Source organism: Tamlana flava (assembly GCF_041287255.1).
In the GTDB taxonomy this organism is placed as follows: domain Bacteria; phylum Bacteroidota; class Bacteroidia; order Flavobacteriales; family Flavobacteriaceae; genus Tamlana; species Tamlana flava.
In genome coordinates this window covers 652445-671491 of record NZ_JBGGTX010000002.1, presented here as the reverse complement: position 1 = coordinate 671491, position 19047 = coordinate 652445, and the positions used below count along the sequence as shown (strand labels likewise).

Genomic DNA, 19047 nt, shown 5'->3' with positions numbered 1-19047 from the left:
CAATTTAAAATGAAAAGACTATTATTCACTACATTGGTTTTTATAGCATTTATAAGCTGTAAAAACGAAGCCAAATCTGAACAAACAGAGGATACTGGCACTTCAAAAACAGAAGAAAGAACAGCTAAACAAAATGACGGACTTACCTTATTGAAAGGGCAATTTGTTTTTTATGATGGAGCAGCTGTTTTACAGACACACGCCAACATTTATGGTCTTTTTCTTACAGATAAACTTAAAGAGTTAATCCAACTTGCTGAAAAACATAAAAAGGAACCAACCGACATGGTTCAAGTAGAGATAAGAGGGAAAATCACAAATCAAAAAGATGAAAAAATTCTTTGGGAAAACAAGGTTGAAGTTGCTGAAATTCTCAGTGTAAAACCTATTCCAGAAGATGAAAATAACGTTGTAAAACTAGGAGAACAGTAATTATGTTAAAGATTAACAATTTACACGCAGGTGTTGAGGACAAAAGTATACTTAAAGGAATAAACCTTGAGGTAAAAGCAGGTGAAGTTCATGCCATTATGGGACCAAACGGTTCAGGTAAAAGTACATTGGCCTCAGTTATTGCCGGAAAAGAAGACTACGAAGTAACTAAAGGTAGCATTGAATTTTTAGGTGAAGATATTGATGAATTGGCTGCCGAAGAGCGTGCGCATAAAGGCATATTTTTATCGTTCCAATATCCAGTGGAAATTCCAGGAGTTTCAGTAACCAACTTTATGAAAACAGCCATTAATGAAACACGTAAAGCTAAAGGATTAGAAGAAATGCCGGCAAAGGACATGCTTAAACTTATCCGTGAAAAATCAGAGCTATTGGAAATAGATCGCAAATTTTTATCGCGATCTCTAAACGAAGGGTTTTCCGGTGGAGAGAAAAAGCGTAATGAAATTTTCCAAATGGCCATGCTAGAACCTAAATTGGCCATACTTGATGAAACGGATTCAGGTTTGGATATTGATGCACTACGTATTGTAGCAAATGGCGTTAATAAACTAAAAAGCAAAGACAACGCCGTTGTGGTGATTACCCACTATCAACGTTTGCTGGATTATATCGTACCCGATTTTGTTCATGTTTTACATAACGGTAAAATTGTTAAATCAGGGCCAAAAGAATTGGCTCATGAACTTGAAGAAAAAGGATACGATTGGATAAAGGAAGGTGTAAAGGCATAATTTAGTAATCAGTCATCGGTCCCAGTAAGCGGTTAAACTGCCAGCTGAAGACTGCAACTGTAAACTGATAAAAATGGATTTAAAAGACAAATTAGTATCATCATTCATGGCGTTTGAAAATAGTGTTGACGTAGACACTTATGTACACGACGTTCGTTCTGATGCCATAAAAATATTCGAAGAACAAGGCTTCCCTACAAAAAAAGAAGAAGCTTGGAAATACACGTCCTTAAACAAAATTCTCAAAGAAGATTACAGTGTTTTCCCTAAGCACGAAACAGGCTTGGAGTATAGAGACATTAAAAAATATTTTATTCACGATATAGATACCTACAAAATTGTATTTATTGACGGTAAATATTCTTCGCACCTATCACAAACCACTCATGAGGGCATGGATATTTGTTTGATGTCGGCGGCCTTTTCAAAACCCAAATACCGTTTGGTCATTGAAAACTACTTTAACAAAGTTGCTACCAAAGACAGTTTATCTTCATTAAACACGGCTTTTTCAAGTGAGGGGGCATACATTCATATTCCAAAAAACAAGTTGGTTCAAAAACCAATTCAAATTGTACATTTTTCAACAGGCAATGAATCGGCGACCATGTTACAACCTCGTAACTTAATTGTGGTTGACGAGAACAGCCATGTGCAAATTATTGAGCGTCACCAAAGCCTAACCGATAATGCGGTTTTGACCAATGGCGTTACCGAAATTTTTGCAAATAAACGTGCCATTGTTGATTATTATAAAATACAGAATGACAATGACAATGCATCGCTTATTGACAATACGTTCATCAACCAAAAGCAAGAAAGTATTGCCTCGGTGCACACCTTTAGTTTTGGAGGTAAATTAACACGCAACAACCTTAACTTTTTCCAAAACGGTGAGCGTATTGATTCTACTTTAAAAGGAGTTACCATCATAGGCAACAAACAACATGTAGACCACAATACGTTGGTTCATCATATTGAGCCAAATTGTGAAAGCCATCAAGATTACAAAGGTATTTTTGACGAGAACTCAACAGGTGTTTTCAACGGAAAAGTCATTGTTGAAAAAGAAGCACAGAAAACCAATGCTTTTCAAGCAAACAACAACATTTTAATAAGCGACAAAGCAACCATAAACACCAAACCACAACTAGAAATTTTTGCTGATGATGTTAAATGTTCACATGGTTGTACCATTGGACAATTGGACGAAAGCGCCTTGTTTTATATGCGTTCGCGGGGTATTCCCGAAAAAGAGGCCAAAGGGCTTTTAATGTACGCTTTCAGCAATAACGTTTTAAGTTCAGTAAAAATCCCAGAAATAAAACAACGCATCACCAAGATTATTGCCAACAAATTGGGCGTTAATATTGGTTTCGACCTGTAAAATTATTTGAAGCTATTTCCCGCTATATGCTATATCTTTTTTTCTTTTAATGACAAAAAAGGATGTCGCTTCTATCGGGGCTAAACATAACTGCCATGTTCAATGTAGAAAAAATAAGAAAAGATTTCCCCATTCTTTCTCGCAAAGTAAATGGCAAACCGTTGGTTTATTTTGACAATGCTGCAACCTCGCAAACACCAATACAAGTTATTGATGCCATTGTAGATTACTATTCAAATTACAATGCCAACATACACCGTGGCGTACACACCTTAAGCCAGGAGGCTACTGACCTTTACGAACAATCGCGCGAAAAGATAAGGGCACATTTTAATGCCAAATTTACGCATGAAATCATTTTTACCTCTGGTACAACACATGGTATAAATTTAGTTGCAAATGGCTTTTCATCCCTTTTAAAAAAAGGCAATGAGATAATTGTTTCGGCTTTAGAGCACCACAGCAATATTGTGCCTTGGCAAATGTTGTGCGAGCGCACTGGTGCAACACTTAAAGTCATTCCTATGAATAATGATGGTGAGTTGGTTATGGATGAATTTAACAAACTACTTTCCAACAATACCAAACTTGTTTTTGTCAACCATATATCAAATGCCTTGGGTACCATCAACCCCATTGAGGCCATTATTGAAAAAGCACACCAAGTTGGTGCAGCCGTTTTGGTTGATGGCGCTCAATCGTGTCCACATTTAATACCTGATGTTCAAAAATTGGATGTCGATTTTTACGTTGCATCAGCGCATAAAATGTGTGGGCCCACTGGTATTGGTATGCTTTATGGAAAGGAAAAATGGCTTAAAAAACTCCCTCCATACCAAGGTGGTGGCGAAATGATTGCCGAAGTAACTTTCGAGAAAACTACTTACGCCGATTTGCCCCATAAATTTGAAGCTGGCACGCCCAATATTTGTGGAGGTATTGTTTTTGGTACTGCTATAGATTACATGAACCATATTGGTTTTGATAATATCGCAGCTTACGAAAATGAACTCCTGTCTTACGCCACCGAAAAACTATTGGAAATTGAAGGGCTTAAAATCTACGGCGCCTCAGAACACAAAACATCAGTTATTTCATTTAATTTAGAAGGCATCCACCCTTACGATGTGGGCACTATTTTAGACAAGATGGGTATTGCTGTTCGTACCGGTCACCATTGCGCACAACCCATCATGGATTTTTATAAAATTCCTGGCACCGTGCGTTCTTCATTCGCGTTTTACAACACCAAAGAAGAAATTGATGCCTTGGTTGAAGGGGTTAAAAAAGCGAAGATGATGTTGGCTTAACTGTATTATTTTCTTTACTGGCGCAACATTTCAAATTTACTTTTGATACTTTTATCGAAAAGCTAGGACTTATAAAGAGTTTTATAAAAATCTCCTTAAAATATCTATATCTTTAATAGACCTAACCGAACTCATTTTAAGATGAAGCATAACATTTCAAAATTAATTTCACTAGCTCTTTTATTCTCTGCCTGTAATGTTTCAGATTCAGAAATTAGCATTAATAAGCAGGAAATAGATTTAAGCGATTTCTTTGTTTACACGACTGCAGATGACAGTAAGAATGCAAAAATGACTAATACCAAAGATTCAAGACGTAATTGTTATACAATGACCAATCTTAACAGGCTGCTAGATGAAAATCCTGGCTTAGAACAAAGCATGTATGCTATTGAATACCAGACCAGAAAGTATATTGCTTCAAAAAAGCCGAGTGGCACACCTGGTGGAGGGCCTAATACAGACCCAAATCCAACGCCAGAGCCAGACCCTGTTCCTTATACCGGAGTTATTACAATTCCTTTAGTAATTAATATTATCGAGCAATATTACGGACAAGTAACAGATGCTCAAGTTGAATCTCAAATTGCTATTTTAAATGAAGATTTTAATAATCTTAACCCTAATACTTCAAAAAAAGTCCCAGGTGAATTTGCAAATCGTGTAGCTGATTTTGAAATTACCTTTAGTGACAACCCAACCATAATCAGAAAAACATCAAGCAAAGCCAGCTGGGGTACAAGAGATGCCATGAAGTCATCGAAAAAAGGAGGAATAGATGCCACAGATCCAGCCCACAATTTAAACATCTGGGTTTGTCAGATTGGTGGTGGTGTTTTAGGTTATGCCCAGTTTCCTGGTGGTCCGTCTGCAACAGATGGCGTTGTAATAGGTATTGACTATTTTGGAGAAACGAGCGGACCTTATGGTGATGGTAGAACGGCTACTCATGAAGTAGGACATTGGTTAAATTTAAGACACATTTGGGGTGATGGTGGCTGTAGTTATGATGATTTTGTTCAAGACACTCCTACTTCTGACGGTCCGAATTATGGGTGCCCAATATACCCAATTGTTGCATGTGGCTCGAATGATATGACCATGAATTACATGGATTATGTTTACGATGACTGCATGTTTATGTTCACTATAGGTCAAAACGAAAGATCAAGAGCCTTGTTTGCCAGTGACGGGTACAGAAGTACATTTATAGATTGGACATCAAATTAACAATCATCTAAAGAATTACTAAAGACGCCAAAATTGGCGTCTTTTTTGTATTATTATATTACAAACACTGTATTCGATGAAAGTTATTTTAATAATTTTATCAATGGCACTTACAAACTATGGCTACTCGCAATCCAAAATCAACAAAGATTCGGTGTCCGTTGAATATTCAGCAATTTCACGAGGCATTTTCAAAAAAATTAAAATCAATAAAAAAACGATTTCCGTGGTTAATTCCAGAGGTGGTTCAGCTATCATAAAATCGTCTAGCAATAGCAATTGGGAAACTCTTATAAATGAACTAAAGGCTGTTCAGGTTACAAATATTCCCAATCTTGAAGCCCCTAGCAAAAGCTTTCAATTTGATGGTGCCGCCATAGCGCATTTAAAAATTATACAAAATAGTAACACTTATGAATCTATGCCTTTTGACCACGGAAACCCGCCTGCAGAAATCGCTACACTTGTTAAAGAAATCTTATCTATTGCAGAAAACATTGAATAGCAACATTTCTTATCGTATTTTTGCTTAAAATTTAAGTATGACTATTGAAGAGATACAAAACGAAATAATAGACGAATTTTCCATGTTTGAAGACTGGGAAGAGCGCTACCAATATATGATTGATTTGGGGAAAGATTTACCCCTAATTGACGACCAATACAAAACCGATAACAACATTATAAAAGGCTGCCAAAGCAAAGTATGGGTCCATGCTGAAATGAAAGACGATAAAATTGTTTTTACTGCCGATAGTGATGCCATAATCACCAAAGGTATTATTGCTATTTTAATTCGCGTGTTTTCAAATCAGCACCCAAAAGATATTATTAATGCCGAGACTGATTTTATAGATAAAATTGGTTTAAAGGAACATTTATCGCCAACACGTGCCAATGGTTTGGTTAGTATGGTGAAGCAATTAAAAATGTATGCCATTGCATACCAAACACAGTTAAATTAGTTTATCCGTTGAAGTGTTTATTTATTTAAACGCCTCAACAAACAAACGAATAAACATTTTTAAAGATGAGTGATTCAACTATAGATACAACCGAATTGGGTGAAAAAATAGTAGGTGTTTTAAAAACCATTTACGACCCAGAAATACCCGTGGACATTTATGAATTGGGGCTAATTTACGATGTGTTCGTCAATGAAGATTACGATGTAAAAATCTTGATGACACTAACAACCCCTAACTGTCCTGTGGCCGAAACACTGCCCCTTGAAGTAGAGGAAAAAGTAAAATCTTTGGATGCGGTAAACAGCGCGGAGGTTGAAATTACCTTCGACCCGCCATGGACGCAAGAGCTAATGAGCGAAGAGGCAAAGTTAGAACTAGGAATGCTTTAAACAAATAATCGTAAGAAATAGATAAAATGGCTAAAGAAGTAGTGAAAAGCAATGAAGGTTTTGTTGCATTAAACCCGAATTTAAACAGAAAAGTTGTTCATTTAAAAGACCTGATGATTACGGTGATTGACTTTACCAATGGTCCTATGGAACAACCAGATCCACCTCACAACCACCCACATGAGCAAATCACCTATGTGGCTAGCGGTTCTTTAAAATTATTTGTAGAGGACAGGGAATATCTTTTAAATGAAGGTGATGTATTTAAAATAGCATCCAACCTCAACCATACAGTTCAAACCCTAACAGAACATGTAAGACTGATAGACAGTTTTAATCCGATTAGGGAAGAATTCCTTTAGTTAAAACACATGTCAGACGAAATTATAAATCGCGTTGCGAATAGCAAATTGGTTACCATCAACCTTGAGGATTATTACCCTAAAGGGCAACGTGTATTATTCGATATTAAAGACTGGCTTTTTGAAGGACTCGTGCTGCACGAAAAAGATTTTAGAAATCAGGTAGCAGAATACGACTGGAGTCAGTACCAAGGCAGCTATATGGCAATCACTTGCACTACCGATGCCATAATTCCTGGGTGGGCTTTTATGCTCATCAGTCTTCATTTGGAACCTTATGCAAAAAAAGTGGTCGTTGGCAATTTGGAACAACTGGAAACTTCCATTTACCAAGATGTCATTAACAATATGGATGTTTCTGAATTTCAAGACAAACCACTAATCATAAAAGGTTGCTCTAAAAAACCCGTACCACAGAACGCATATACTATGTTGGTTAATAAACTAAAACCCGTTGCAACATCCATTATGTACGGCGAGGCCTGCTCATCGGTGCCACTATTCAAAAAGAAATAATTTACGTTTTCAACTGTGACTTCAGCTCAAATCCGGAGTCTAAAAATCAGCTATTTACCATTTATTCAATGGCATAATTTACAACAAAAATTATGTTATATTTACGTACATTTTTAAAAACAGAACGCATGCAAAAAACCTCATTATTAATTGTGTTTCTTATCGGAATTTTTTCGATAAACGCTCAGACAAAAGAAGAATTACAGACCCAAAAAGCTGAAAAACAAGCCGAGGTAGAAACCGCACAAAAAGAGGTCAAAGCCATTCAAGCAAAAATTGATGCTTTGCCAGGTTGGAGAACAGGTGCTTTTGGTACCGTTGGTGGCAGCTTATCTAACTTTAGCAAATGGTACGCCCAAGGTGCACCAAACAACTCTTCGGGTAATATTGGTTTTACCTTAAACGCTTATGCCAATTTAATTGAAGAAAAGTTTTTCTGGCGAAACTCCTTAAGCACAAACTTGAATTGGGTGAAATTAGATGATAAAGATGACCCAAACGATGATGACAGCTTTAAACCAACCACCGATGTATTCAATCTGTCCTCGCTATACGGCAGAAATATTACAAAATCTTTGGCAGCTTCTGGTTTGATGGAATATAGAACCACTTTATTGGACAACTTTAACGACCCTGGCTATTTAGATTTAGGGGTTGGTGCTACTTGGACGCCCATTGAAAACCTTATTGTGGTGATACACCCCTTAAACTATAACTTTGTATTTAGCAGTGGCGACACGGTTTTTGAATCGTCTTTGGGTGCCAAAATTGTGGCCGATTATACCCGCCAAATTGGTGCGGTAAATTTCAAAACAAACCTATCTACATTCCAGAGTTATAAAAGTAGCGACTACTCCAACTGGACGTGGACTAACTCTTTTAGCTATACCCTTTGGAAAATGATTGGTGTTGGTTTTGATTTTGGTTTACGTAGCAACAAACAAGAAGCCTTAAATTACGCTTTAATGCAAACCCCACCAACAGCCACTGGCTTTGATGATGTAGATAACGATTTACAATCTTATTATACTATTGGGTTGAGTTATAAGTTTTAATACTTAGGTCTGAAACCGATTATAAAAACGCTTCCAAAACATGGGAGCGTTTTTATTTTTCCTTTTTTGAACTAAAAACTAAATTATCTTACTTAAACTTCTTGGTCTTTTTCCTTCTACCAAATAACCGTTTAAAAAATCCATCACGTTTTTCGGGTTCGCAACTTAGGTCTTCCAAAACTTGCGGCGAAGGGGTTTTAAATTGGACTTTTGTTATGTTATTATAATTGCCTTCAGCATTCAGTTTTTGGCAAAACTTGGCAAAAATGGGCAATGCCGAATTGGCTCCTTGGCCCATACCTGTGGTTTTAAAACCAATGCTGTGGTTATCGTTGCCCACCCAAGTTACGGTTACCAAATTAGGGGTTAAACCTACAAACCAACCGTCTCTGTTATTTTGGGTGGTGCCTGTTTTTCCAGCAATATCATTTTTTAAATTATATGTGCTTCGCAGTCGGGCTGCCGTACCAGAATTAACCGTTGATTTCATGATTTCCAACATCACCTCTCTTGTGTAATTGCTAAAGGCTTCTTCTTTGGCTATTTTGGGCTTAAAGGAGGCGATGACTTTGCCATGGCGGTCTTCTATTTTATTAATACAATATGGCTTAACAGACTTACCCTCATTTAAGTAACTAGCATAAGCGCCAGTTAACTGCCTTAAATTAATCTCTGCCACACCCAATGCCAACGAAGGCTCATTGGGCAACTCTTTTGCTATGCCTAGCTTTTCAACTTGCTCATGCACTTTGGGAATCCCAACTTTATCCAACACTTTTACCGCAATAGTATTTACCGAATGGCTCAAAGCTTTTTCCAAAGTATAATTGAGGTACGGGTCTTCCACTTCCGCACCTGAATTGGTGGGTGTCCAATCATCATAATTTTTATAGGTTACTTCCGTCAACGAAAAGTAGGTACAAGGTTTCATACCATTTTCAATAGCCGCCGTATATACAAAAGGTTTGAATGTTGAGCCCACTTGCCGCTCGCTTTGCGAAACATGGTCATACTTAAAAAATCGGTAATCTATACCGCCAATGTAAGTTTGAATAGCGCCCGTTTTGGGTTCTATGGCAAGCATGCCTGTATTTAAAAATTTAAGGTAATGCTGCAAGCTATCCTTTACGGTAATGGTTTTAATGGTGTCGCCTTTCCAACCAAAAAGCTCAATTGGTCGCTTTTTAGCCAATGAATCTTTAATTTGCTTTTCGGATAATCCAGCTTCTTTATACGTTTTGTATTTAGGCAGATTTTTAATGGCAGCTTCAACAATGTTTTTATTGGTTTTCCATGGCGCGTTGTTGCCATACGACTTTTCAAAGTCGGTTTGCAATTGCGACACATGTTCTTTCATGGCCTCCTCAGCAATCTTTTGCATATCGGAATCTAAAGTGGTGTGCACAATCAATCCATCTTTATACAAATCATATGACTCCCCTTCTGGGTTTTTTATAGAATCTAAAATAGCTGATAATTCCTTTTTCACCTGTTCCCTGAAATAAGGTGCCAAACCCAAATCGTGATTAAAGGAACGGTAATTTAAAACCAACTTTTCACTTCGTAACACGTCCAATGAATCTTCCTCCAAGTAGCCATATTTCACCATTTGGCTCAACACCACATTTCGACGGTCTTGGCTACGCTCAATATTCAACCGTGGGTTGAAATAATTGCTGGCCTTTAATGTGCCTACCAAAGTGGCAGCTTCTATTGTTGTTAACTTTGAAGTAGTTTTATTGAAGAATTTTTGCGAGGCACTTTCAATGCCATAGGTATTATCTGAAAACGGCACCGTATTGAAATACATGGTTAGGATGTCGTTTTTCGAGTAAATATCCTCAAGGCGTTTGGCAATGATAGCCTCCTTAAATTTATTGATGAGCATACTGAACATGGCATAGTCCTTTCGCCCGAATAAATTTTTTGCCAACTGCAACGTAATGGTACTTCCACCGCCGGCCGATTTGTCCTGAAGGATGATGTTTTTCACAAACACACGAACCAAACTCACATTATCAACCCCATCGTGTTCGAAAAACCGAACGTCTTCTGTAGCTAATAGTGCATCCATAAGATGTTTTGGAAAATCATTGAATTTCAATGGTTGTCTATCGAAAATGTAATATTTGCCAATCAGTTTGCCATTTTTATCCAATACTTGGGTAGCCTGTTCCTGTTTTATGGAACTGAGTTCTTCTTTGGTTGGCAACTTGCCAAAAGCGCCCCAATAAATACTAAAATAAAGAATGACAAAAAATGCAATAAGCACAGCCACCCCTATAAGACTCCACTTAATCCATTTCCTTTTAAGCAGATTTGAAATCCTATTCATGAAGTAACAGTAGTCGTTTTAATTATCCTCTTCGTAGTCCGGATAAAGGAAATGGTTATATGGAAAACGCGTTACATGAATTTCCCTCACTTCACTATAAACCCGTTTTTTAAAATCTTCTAAGTTCTGCTTATTTAACGCAGAAATAAACAAAGCATTGTCCCCTATTTTATTCATCCAGGTTTTTTTCCACTCAGCCAGTGTGTAATGCCTTTTGGTACGTTCGGTTTCTAAATCGTCATCGGCCAATGGCTCAGCTTTGTAGGCATCAATTTTATTGAAGACCATGATGGTTGGTTTATCGTTACTATCTATTTCGCCTAAAATCTTGTTTACAGAATCAATGTGTTCCTCAAAATTTGGATGTGAAATATCTACAATGTGCAAAAGCAAATCGGCCTCTCGAACTTCATCCAAAGTACTTTTAAAACTTTCTACCAATTGTGTGGGCAACTTTCTAATAAAGCCAACCGTATCGCTCAATAGAAAGGGCAAATTTTGGATTACCACTTTTCTAACCGTCGTATCCAAAGTGGCAAACAGTTTGTTTTCGGCAAAAACATCACTTTTGCTAATCACGTTCATTAAAGTCGATTTACCCACGTTGGTATAACCCACTAAGGCCACACGAACCATTTTTCCACGATTGCCACGCTGCACCGCCATTTGCTTGTCAATGGTTTTAATGCGCTCTTTTAGCAATGCTATTTTATCGCGCACAATACGCCTATCGGTCTCTATTTCTGTTTCACCAGGTCCGCGCATACCAATACCTCCTTTTTGGCGCTCAAGGTGCGTCCACATACCTCGTAATCTTGGCAGCAAATATTCGCATTGTGCTAATTCTACTTGGGTACGGGCATAACTAGTTTGGGCACGTTGGGCAAAAATATCGAGAATCAGATTTGTTCTATCCAAAACCTTCACATCCAGCGCCTTACTAATATTACGTTCTTGCGCTGCAGAAAGCTCGTCATCAAAAATGGCAGTGTCAATATCTTGCTCTTTGATGTATTGGCGCACATCCTCCAACTTTCCGGTACCGATAAATGTTCTGGGGTCGGGCTTTTCCATTTTTTGGGTAAAACGCTTTTCTACCTCACCGCCCGCTGTATAGGTTAAAAACTCCAATTCATCCAAGTATTCCTTAGATTTTTCCTCGTCTTGCTCCCTCGTAATTATCCCAATTAAAACTGCTTTTTCTAAAGCAACATCCTTCTTTTCAATCATAAAAACAAATAATGCACAAATTTACACAATTGCCAGCATTTTCTTTTTTATATTTTAAAAACCTATTTTTGATTTATGATTGAAGATTTTGAAAATATTCCTGTTCGGAATGATTTACAAACCATAGGGTTTTACAACCTTGAAAACTTGTTTGATACTCAAGACAATCCTAAAAATATGGGTGACAATGACTTTTTGCCCATCTCTACCAAAAAGTGGACACCAAAGCGTTATCAAAACAAATTGAGAAAACTGGGTTTTGCTATTTCTAATATTGGCAAAAAAGAAACAGGTAAACACCCTGCTATTGTTGGTTTGGCAGAAGTTGAAAATGCCAAGGTGGTTGAAGATTTAATAGCCTCAAAACATTTGGAGGACCTCAATTATAGCTACGTGCATTATAATTCACCTGACGAACGTGGCATCGACACAGCCTTGATTTATGATGCGGATGCCTTTGAAATGTTGCATTCTGAAACTTTTAATGTGCATTTGGTTGATGAAGATGGTGAACCCGATTATACCCGAGATATTTTGTTGGTTTCTGGATTGCTAGATAAAGAAAAAATATATGTGATTGTTAACCATTGGTCATCTAGAAGGGAAGGTGCGGAAGAAACCGAATTTAAACGTTTTGCCGCTGCCGATAAAGTGATTAGCATTATTGATTATCTGAAAAATGACGATTTGGATGCCAAAATTGTAGTGATTGGCGATTTCAATGATGACCCTTCTAGCAACAGTATAAGACGTTTGGTAAACAGTTGCGATTTATTCAACCCCATGGAGGTTCTGCACACGTATAACAGAGGCACCACAAACCATAATTTTAAGTGGAACTTATTCGACCAAATTATTTTTTCAACCAACTTCTTTGAAGCCACACCCGACACCCTAAGTTTTGATAAAGCAGAAATTTTTGATACTGACTTTTTAAAGCTCTTTAAAGGAAAATACAAAGGTAAACCGTTTAGAACCTACGTTGGCCCAAAGTATAAGGGTGGTTATAGCGACCATTTTCCAGTTTATGCTATTTTTAGGAAGTAAAGTTATTGTGAAGGACGCAGTGCTGTGGCAATATTATAAATGGAACTCCATTGCAACAGATTCTTTCGCTATCGCTCAGAATGACGATTCATTTAAGAATCTTACTCCACAAAATCAATGCTAATTTCATCCAACTCATAAACACCATCAAAGCTATCCTGTCCACTTCCCGTATACTTAAAAGCAATATAAATGGTACCTGAAACACAGGATAAATCTACCGTTCCGGAATTAAACCACTCCACAAACGAATCTGTATCTTTTACTACATAGGCATCAGACAGTACGCCCCATATAGCCGAAGTAATGTTAGCCTCGTTACCATCCCAATCCAATGAATACAAAACTTCCATATAGCTGCTATCGGCCAAACTGTTGGAGGTCTTAAAACGAAGGGTTTCACCATCTTGAGCATCTAAATTTATAGCCGGTGTAATGAGCCAGCCAATATTGCTCACGTCGCCTGAACTCGCCGACTGAAACCGTGCTGAACGCCCCAAAGAAGCATTTGACGAGGTTGAGGAATAGCCTTCCCAAGCCTCAGTTCCTGCCTCAATATAATTCGTCCAACCATTACCTGCAATGGGCCTATTGTTGCTTTGCGATTCAAAATCTTCGTAAAACAAATTGCCTGCTCCCAAAGTGGAAGCTATACCGCAACTTAATTCCAAGGGGTCGCAACGTTCACTATTTTCAAAATTTATATCAGCAGAACTATTAAGAATCAACACATTAAAATCATCTCCGAAATCGCGACTAAAAATACCCGTAACACTGCCTTGTCCTTGTGGCACAATCAACGATTTAAAATCGGCAAACGTACTAGTTTGCATCATGATGGAAATACCCGAATCGCAGCTTTCCAACACGCGGAAGCCATCAAACTCATCATAGGATTCACTCGCAAAACTAGCCCCAATTTCAAACCGATTGAGTTGCATATTATCTAATCTAATCAAGGTGTTTTGGTCCCATTCGGTTAAATCAGCCAAACCAGAAACTTTCGGTGTAATAGTGGCAATTTCATTGCTTCTTAAAATAATGTCCTTGTACTCGGCAGCCTGAATTTGTTTCACATTTACCCCATCGCCTTTGCCTATGGTGATGACGCCAATTTCTTCGCCAATGGTCAAGCCATTCAATTTAACGTATACTTTTTGCCCGAATTGATAGGTGCCTGAAAGTTTGCTCACATTAATGCTTACCCGAAATCCTATTCTTGGGTCGTTATCCGGATTGCTATCGTCTTTTTTGTTTTGAATGATGAGTTCCTCAAAAAAGTTTCCTGTTCTGTCTGAGGACACCACATAGCCTTCAATATACAAATCGGTATCATCATCAATTGTTGCCGTGCTATTTCCATTGTTGACCGCCTGCTCATACAACGATTTTATGGTCTTAAAGGTGGTGATCTGCGCCTGCGGAATTTCTAGTTCAGTAATTGAGATATCAGGCACGTTAAAATCATCATCCTGAACACAGGACACCCAAAGAAACATCATTCCTAAAACCCAAAAAAGTGATTTTATTTTTCCCATCTGTTTATTTTTATATGCACCCGCCTGTTGGAGGGGCAGATTATTGGCTTAAAATCTAAAGTTTAAATTCAAAAAATAGGTTGTACCTCGTCCGTACCAATATTTTGGGCCAAAAACAGGCGTGTTCAAGGCTTTATCATCTCGAAGTTCTCTGTAATTGGCATTTCTACCTTGCTCAAAACCTCCAGTTTTATAAACCTCGTCCAAAAGATTGTTTACACTCACAAATAGCCCCACATAATATTCCCCTATTTTCCAACTTTTGCCACCCGCCAAATTGACCACCATATAATCATTAAATCGCTCCTGCTTGAGCAATGTTCTGGCCAAATCTTCATCATAATCATTAAATACATTACCATCGAAATCGGTACTAAAATTTGAAGACCGTGTTAATGGGCTCACATCAATATAGGTGTTGGCAAAAAAATTGGCTGTGGCACCAACCCACCAAAAATCTGGGTCTCGGTATTCAAAACCAACAGAATAGGCATTTTGGGATCCCGATGCCAATCGATAATTTTTAAGATTGGAATGCCCGAAATCCTTAAACCCATGAATAAAACCAGCGTCAATCGATTCATCGTCCGGTTCGGTAGAAAGGTATAAATTGGGGTTGTTATCGTATGTAAATTGACCAAAAGCTGCCGCGCTCTTTAATTTAATCGTTGGGGTTACTTGGGCTTCAATACCCAGTTCTGCCCCGATGTGTTTTTTATCAATACCCTGCAAAATCTCCTGAACAAAAACAGCATTATCACCACCAACACCATCGGCAAAAAAGAAGGATATTTCACTGGCATCTGTAATTTTGGTGTAATAGCCCGTTAGTTTGGCTTTTATAATAGATGAGCGGAATATATAACTGCCATCGGTGGACATTATTTTTTCTTCTGAAATAAGAGGAACTATATTATGGTTCTCACGAGAGTTTGAAAAGGTATTTTGAATAGATGGCGGTCTGGAAAGATAACCCGCATTGACATTAAAAACATGTTTGCCAGATAATTTGTAAGTGAATCCACCTTTGCCCCCAAAACCAGTAAAGCTTAGTTTTTCACCCTTCCCCAAAGAAGTGTCTGGAAACCCACCATTTTGGTATATCCCCTCACGTTGGTATTGAACAGATTTTAAACTTCCCGAAACATAAAAATCCACTTTATTGTAGGTGAATTGTGCTTGGGCATACCCACCAAGTTCATTGGCTAAAATATTGTAATGGTATTTAAACTTATCGCCCTCAGAAACAATACGATTTAGGTTTTGTAAATCATTTTGGGCCTCATCAATCTTTGTAGCAAAACCGTCAACATCCAAATAGGTTGAAGCGCCCAAAAGGTCCAAAACCTGTGCAAAGTTTTCAGATTTTAAGGTTTTGTAATTTATCCCTGAATTCAAAATAACATGGTCATTTATTTCCTTTTTTAAAATGGAATTTAAGGTGAGCTGCCTATCATCAACGCGGTCTTCATATAAGGCATAAATTGCATTGCCGCCGCTTTGTGTATTGGCCATATTGGCCTCGTACATAGCGTTCCAGTTGATTTGTCCATCATTTTGAAAATCCTTTAATGCCAAATAGGCGTATTGTAAATCATTTGGAAAATTCCGTTCATAATAACTGGGCAGTTTTTGGTAATATGCTGGGCTTGAGCTGACCCCACCACCCTGTGGAAAACCATCCACCAAATCGGTGCCGTTATAATCCAAACGGCTATTGCCCATTTTTCCAAATTGATAGGCTATATTGGTATTCAAAGTAGTTTTGCTATCTATATTCCAATAATGGTTAAGCATCACAATGGGCTCATTAATTTCCTTAATTCTCGAGTTTCTTTTTTCCCCATCTTGCCAACCCCAATATTCATTGTATCGAATATCTTTTAAGTCGTAAATTTCTTGAGTGTTTGGTGATGATTTTCCACGTCGGTTGGGGGTATAAATAGCAGCAACATTAAAACTGTGCTCATCGTTAATTTTCTTTTCCACGGAAGTAAAAAAAGAATTGGCATCATACAAAGTCGCATCTTGATAACCTTCATTTCCCCAACGTCTGCCCAAGGAAACAGTGTATGCCCAATTATTTTTTAGCAGCCCTGAAGCATAAGTGGCCATAAGCCGATTGGTATAACTTCGGTTTGAAGATGAATAGGTAATCCGACCGCCCGGTCTTGCTTCAGAAGCTCTAATATTAATATTAGTTGAACCCAAAATACCTCCAAAAGTGTAACTTGAAGGTGTTAAACCCAACGACAATTCTTGGTTCCTCAACACATCGTTTATACCGCCCCAATTGCTCCATTGCGGTCTGCCATTATAGGTTTTGTTCATTTCAATGCCATTGATTAGAATGGAACTGTTATTCGAATCTAACCCGCGCATTCTGAAAAAGGACGAACTGAACTCAAACGCTGCAGTACGTTGAAACACATCAAGGGAAGAGGCCAACAAACCCGAAATATTATCGGCACCACTAAAGTCATCGTTAAGCTCATCATCCGACAAGGTAATGACGAACAAATCAGCTGAATATGCGGTGTTAATTTCTAAAATCATATCCGAAATATTTACCGTTTCACCTTCATTCACTACAATAGGATACCGGTTGGTTAAATATCCCGTTTTGGAAATTCGCAAAACTTGCTCACCCAATGGTACATCTTCATGAAACACAAATTCGCCCAAAACATCGGTTAAAACATATTGGTTTGTCTCTTCAATCGTTACGGTAACATCTTCTAAAGGATTAAATGAAAGAGCATCTTTAACGCTGCCCCTTATCAATGTTTTTTGGGCGTAAACTGACATTGAAAATACACTTAATAAAAAAAGAGGCAGCATTCTGTTCATACGAAAATTTAGACGATTAAATTACAAAAAGTAATACAAAAAAAGAAATTTATAAGATTTATAATAATCACTTAACTTTGGCTTAGGTTTTGAGATAAAACCAATGAACACAACCTATATTATATTAACATGAACTATTTAAAACTCAGCATCTCCGTCTTATTTTTTGGTTTGCTAATGAACGTTGGTGCCCAAGATAAAAAATTCAAAATCCATACCGTGGCATTTTACAATTTGGAAAATTTATTTGATACTATTAACGACCTGAATAAGCTTGATGAATATAGCCCCATTATGGAGCTTAATACGAATAAACAAGAAATTTACAAGCAAAAAGTGCACAATATGGCAATAGTTCTTGTAGACATTGGCAAGGATGTTACCAACAACACCCCGAGCATTATTGGAGTTTGCGAAATAGAGAATAAATCTGTTTTAGAAGATTTGGTAAATGACTCTTTATTGGTGCAAAAAGATTACGGCATTGTGCATTTTGATTCGCCTGATAGACGAGGCATTGATGTGGCACTTTTATACCAAAAGAAGGCCTTTACTCCTATTAGATCGAGCACACATGAACTAAAAATTTATGACGACCAAGACCAACAAAGAGTCTATACCCGAGATCAATTATTGGTTAGTGGTATGCTTGAAGATGACCTAATCCATATCCTTGTAAACCATTGGCCATCAAGGCGAGGTGGTGAAGAACGAAGCAGGCCCAAACGTGTTGCCGCAGCCAAACTGAACAAGTATTTGGTAGATTCGATACAAGTAACAGACCCCTACGCCAAGATTTTCATTATGGGCGACTTAAACGACAACCCAAACAATGTGAGCGTTAAAGATGTTTTAAACGCCAAAAACAAAAGAAGTAAGGTAGGCTTAAAAGACATTTACAATCCGTTTATAGGTTTTTATAAAAGTGGTTTGGGCACAACTGCCTATCGGGATGACTGGTTTTTGTTTGATCAAATAATGGTAACAAAACCTCTTTTAGAAAAAGATTATTCCTCATTCAGGTTTTATAAAGCAGGTATTTTCAACAAAAGCTATTTAATTGAAGACAGTGGGCCTTACAAAGGCTATCCTTTTAGAAGCTGGAACCATAGCGGTTTTAGCGGTGGCTATAGCGACCATTTTCCCGTTTATGTGTATCTGATAAAGGAAGTTAACTAACTACCCCAACCAAGCATTCCATGGAATACGGGATAAAAATAAAATTAAAGCAATGCTATAAAAAATTGCAATAGTCTTTAGTTTAACTTTTGATGTTAGCTTCTTTTTATGCTTTGAATAACCTATAGTGATTAATGCAACTGCTATAATATTAATTAAAGGATGCTCGACCAAATAAAGCCTGTTTAAGGAATCTTTCATGACCTCGCCCATGCCCAATTCACTGAACATTTTTAATCTGGGCGAAACAAAATAAAGCACCAAACCAATCAATAATTGAATATGTGAAACGATTAGAGTAAACAGTGATTTTCTAAAATCTTTTGGGCCGTATTCTTTATCTCCAATAGTCTTGATAATAGCACTAAAAGCTCCGATTACCAGAACTATTAATACCAAATACGCCCAGTAGGAATGAAGTGCTTTTACAGTTTCGTACATGATTCTTTAATTTATTTTATGTC

At 37.6% G+C, this 19047-nt stretch carries 18 protein-coding genes; 13 read left to right on the top strand and 5 right to left on the bottom strand.

Going from position 1 to position 19047, the window contains the following annotated elements; genetic code table 11:
• The first annotated feature begins 9 nt into the window (after window positions 1-9).
• The 11 genes from ACB104_RS07420 (at window position 10) to ACB104_RS07370 (ending at window position 8404) form a co-directional block, all read left to right on the top strand.
• A complete protein-coding gene (locus tag ACB104_RS07420; protein ID WP_370477651.1) occupies window positions 10-432 on the top strand; it encodes a hypothetical protein in 423 nt (140 codons plus the stop codon).
• 2 nt (window positions 433-434) lie between these two features.
• A complete protein-coding gene (sufC, locus tag ACB104_RS07415) occupies window positions 435-1187 on the top strand; it encodes a Fe-S cluster assembly ATPase SufC (protein ID WP_370477650.1) in 753 nt (250 codons plus the stop codon).
• A gap of 73 nt (window positions 1188-1260) precedes the next feature.
• On the top strand, window positions 1261-2574 hold the full coding sequence (sufD, locus tag ACB104_RS07410; RefSeq protein WP_370477649.1) for a Fe-S cluster assembly protein SufD: 1314 nt from the start codon (window positions 1261-1263) through the stop codon (window positions 2572-2574).
• A 95-nt stretch (window positions 2575-2669) separates the two neighbouring features.
• A complete protein-coding gene (locus ACB104_RS07405; RefSeq protein WP_370477648.1) occupies window positions 2670-3884 on the top strand; it encodes an aminotransferase class V-fold PLP-dependent enzyme in 1215 nt (404 codons plus the stop codon).
• Between the two features lie 141 nt (window positions 3885-4025).
• On the top strand, window positions 4026-5114 hold the full coding sequence (locus ACB104_RS07400; RefSeq protein ID WP_370477647.1) for a zinc metalloprotease: 1089 nt from the start codon (window positions 4026-4028) through the stop codon (window positions 5112-5114).
• A gap of 103 nt (window positions 5115-5217) precedes the next feature.
• Window positions 5218-5619: a hypothetical protein gene (locus ACB104_RS07395; protein WP_370477646.1), complete on the top strand. Its 402-nt coding sequence runs from the start codon at window positions 5218-5220 to the stop codon at window positions 5617-5619.
• A gap of 37 nt (window positions 5620-5656) precedes the next feature.
• A complete protein-coding gene (locus ACB104_RS07390) occupies window positions 5657-6079 on the top strand; it encodes a SufE family protein (protein WP_370477645.1) in 423 nt (140 codons plus the stop codon).
• 65 nt (window positions 6080-6144) lie between these two features.
• Window positions 6145-6471 (top strand): DUF59 domain-containing protein, encoded by a 327-nt coding sequence (locus ACB104_RS07385; RefSeq protein WP_370477644.1) that lies wholly within the window; start codon window positions 6145-6147, stop codon window positions 6469-6471.
• A gap of 26 nt (window positions 6472-6497) precedes the next feature.
• Window positions 6498-6833: a cupin domain-containing protein gene (locus ACB104_RS07380; protein ID WP_370477643.1), complete on the top strand. Its 336-nt coding sequence runs from the start codon at window positions 6498-6500 to the stop codon at window positions 6831-6833.
• 9 nt (window positions 6834-6842) lie between these two features.
• Window positions 6843-7349 (top strand): DUF2480 family protein, encoded by a 507-nt coding sequence (locus ACB104_RS07375; protein WP_370477642.1) that lies wholly within the window; start codon window positions 6843-6845, stop codon window positions 7347-7349.
• A gap of 128 nt (window positions 7350-7477) precedes the next feature.
• Complete coding sequence (locus tag ACB104_RS07370) at window positions 7478-8404, top strand: DUF3078 domain-containing protein (protein WP_370477641.1); 927 nt, start codon at window positions 7478-7480, stop codon at window positions 8402-8404.
• Between the two features lie 88 nt (window positions 8405-8492).
• Here ACB104_RS07370 and ACB104_RS07365 read toward each other — a convergent pair whose 3' ends face one another.
• Together ACB104_RS07365 and hflX are read right to left on the bottom strand one after the other, a co-directional pair.
• Complete coding sequence (locus ACB104_RS07365; RefSeq protein ID WP_370477640.1) at window positions 8493-10739, bottom strand: penicillin-binding protein 1A; 2247 nt, start codon at window positions 10737-10739, stop codon at window positions 8493-8495.
• Window positions 10740-10757: 18 nt separating this feature from the next.
• On the bottom strand, window positions 10758-11969 hold the full coding sequence (gene hflX / locus ACB104_RS07360; RefSeq protein ID WP_370477639.1) for a GTPase HflX: 1212 nt from the start codon (window positions 11967-11969) through the stop codon (window positions 10758-10760).
• Window positions 11970-12044: 75 nt separating this feature from the next.
• Here hflX and ACB104_RS07355 point away from each other — a divergent pair, with 75 nt between their 5' ends.
• Entirely contained in the window at window positions 12045-13016 is a 972-nt protein-coding gene (locus ACB104_RS07355) for an endonuclease/exonuclease/phosphatase family protein (RefSeq protein ID WP_370477638.1), read from the top strand.
• 101 nt (window positions 13017-13117) lie between these two features.
• Here ACB104_RS07355 and ACB104_RS07350 read toward each other — a convergent pair whose 3' ends face one another.
• A complete protein-coding gene (locus tag ACB104_RS07350) occupies window positions 13118-14554 on the bottom strand; it encodes a DUF5689 domain-containing protein (RefSeq protein WP_370477637.1) in 1437 nt (478 codons plus the stop codon).
• A 48-nt stretch (window positions 14555-14602) separates the two neighbouring features.
• Window positions 14603-17362, bottom strand: coding sequence for a carboxypeptidase regulatory-like domain-containing protein (locus ACB104_RS07345; RefSeq protein ID WP_370477636.1), 2760 nt, complete (start codon window positions 17360-17362; stop codon window positions 14603-14605).
• 171 nt (window positions 17363-17533) lie between these two features.
• Here ACB104_RS07345 and ACB104_RS07340 point away from each other — a divergent pair, with 171 nt between their 5' ends.
• Entirely contained in the window at window positions 17534-18583 is a 1050-nt protein-coding gene (locus ACB104_RS07340) for an endonuclease/exonuclease/phosphatase family protein (RefSeq protein WP_370477635.1), read from the top strand.
• Here the strand turns inward: ACB104_RS07340 and ACB104_RS07335 are convergent, their stop codons facing one another.
• Window positions 18584-19024, bottom strand: a complete 441-nt coding sequence (locus tag ACB104_RS07335; protein WP_370477634.1) for a hypothetical protein — start codon at window positions 19022-19024, stop codon at window positions 18584-18586.
• Window positions 19025-19047 lie beyond the last annotated feature (23 nt).

Bases quoted from the DNA above. Each gene is read 5' to 3' on its own strand.
- ACB104_RS07420 (WP_370477651.1), top strand. From the start codon at position 10: ATGAAAAGACTATTATTCACTACATTGGTTTTTATAGCATTTATAAGC.
- sufC (WP_370477650.1), top strand. From the start codon at position 435: ATGTTAAAGATTAACAATTTACACGCAGGTGTTGAGGACAAAAGTATA.
- sufD (WP_370477649.1), top strand. From the start codon at position 1,261: ATGGATTTAAAAGACAAATTAGTATCATCATTCATGGCGTTTGAAAAT.
- ACB104_RS07405 (WP_370477648.1), top strand. From the start codon at position 2,670: ATGTTCAATGTAGAAAAAATAAGAAAAGATTTCCCCATTCTTTCTCGC.
- ACB104_RS07400 (WP_370477647.1), top strand. From the start codon at position 4,026: ATGAAGCATAACATTTCAAAATTAATTTCACTAGCTCTTTTATTCTCT.
- ACB104_RS07395 (WP_370477646.1), top strand. From the start codon at position 5,218: ATGGCACTTACAAACTATGGCTACTCGCAATCCAAAATCAACAAAGAT.
- ACB104_RS07390 (WP_370477645.1), top strand. From the start codon at position 5,657: ATGACTATTGAAGAGATACAAAACGAAATAATAGACGAATTTTCCATG.
- ACB104_RS07385 (WP_370477644.1), top strand. From the start codon at position 6,145: ATGAGTGATTCAACTATAGATACAACCGAATTGGGTGAAAAAATAGTA.
- ACB104_RS07380 (WP_370477643.1), top strand. From the start codon at position 6,498: ATGGCTAAAGAAGTAGTGAAAAGCAATGAAGGTTTTGTTGCATTAAAC.
- ACB104_RS07375 (WP_370477642.1), top strand. From the start codon at position 6,843: ATGTCAGACGAAATTATAAATCGCGTTGCGAATAGCAAATTGGTTACC.
- ACB104_RS07370 (WP_370477641.1), top strand. From the start codon at position 7,478: ATGCAAAAAACCTCATTATTAATTGTGTTTCTTATCGGAATTTTTTCG.
- ACB104_RS07365 (WP_370477640.1), bottom strand. From the start codon at position 10,739: ATGAATAGGATTTCAAATCTGCTTAAAAGGAAATGGATTAAGTGGAGT.
- hflX (WP_370477639.1), bottom strand. From the start codon at position 11,969: ATGATTGAAAAGAAGGATGTTGCTTTAGAAAAAGCAGTTTTAATTGGG.
- ACB104_RS07355 (WP_370477638.1), top strand. From the start codon at position 12,045: ATGATTGAAGATTTTGAAAATATTCCTGTTCGGAATGATTTACAAACC.
- ACB104_RS07350 (WP_370477637.1), bottom strand. From the start codon at position 14,554: ATGGGAAAAATAAAATCACTTTTTTGGGTTTTAGGAATGATGTTTCTT.
- ACB104_RS07345 (WP_370477636.1), bottom strand. From the start codon at position 17,362: ATGTCAGTTTACGCCCAAAAAACATTGATAAGGGGCAGCGTTAAAGAT.
- ACB104_RS07340 (WP_370477635.1), top strand. From the start codon at position 17,534: ATGAACTATTTAAAACTCAGCATCTCCGTCTTATTTTTTGGTTTGCTA.
- ACB104_RS07335 (WP_370477634.1), bottom strand. From the start codon at position 19,024: ATGTACGAAACTGTAAAAGCACTTCATTCCTACTGGGCGTATTTGGTA.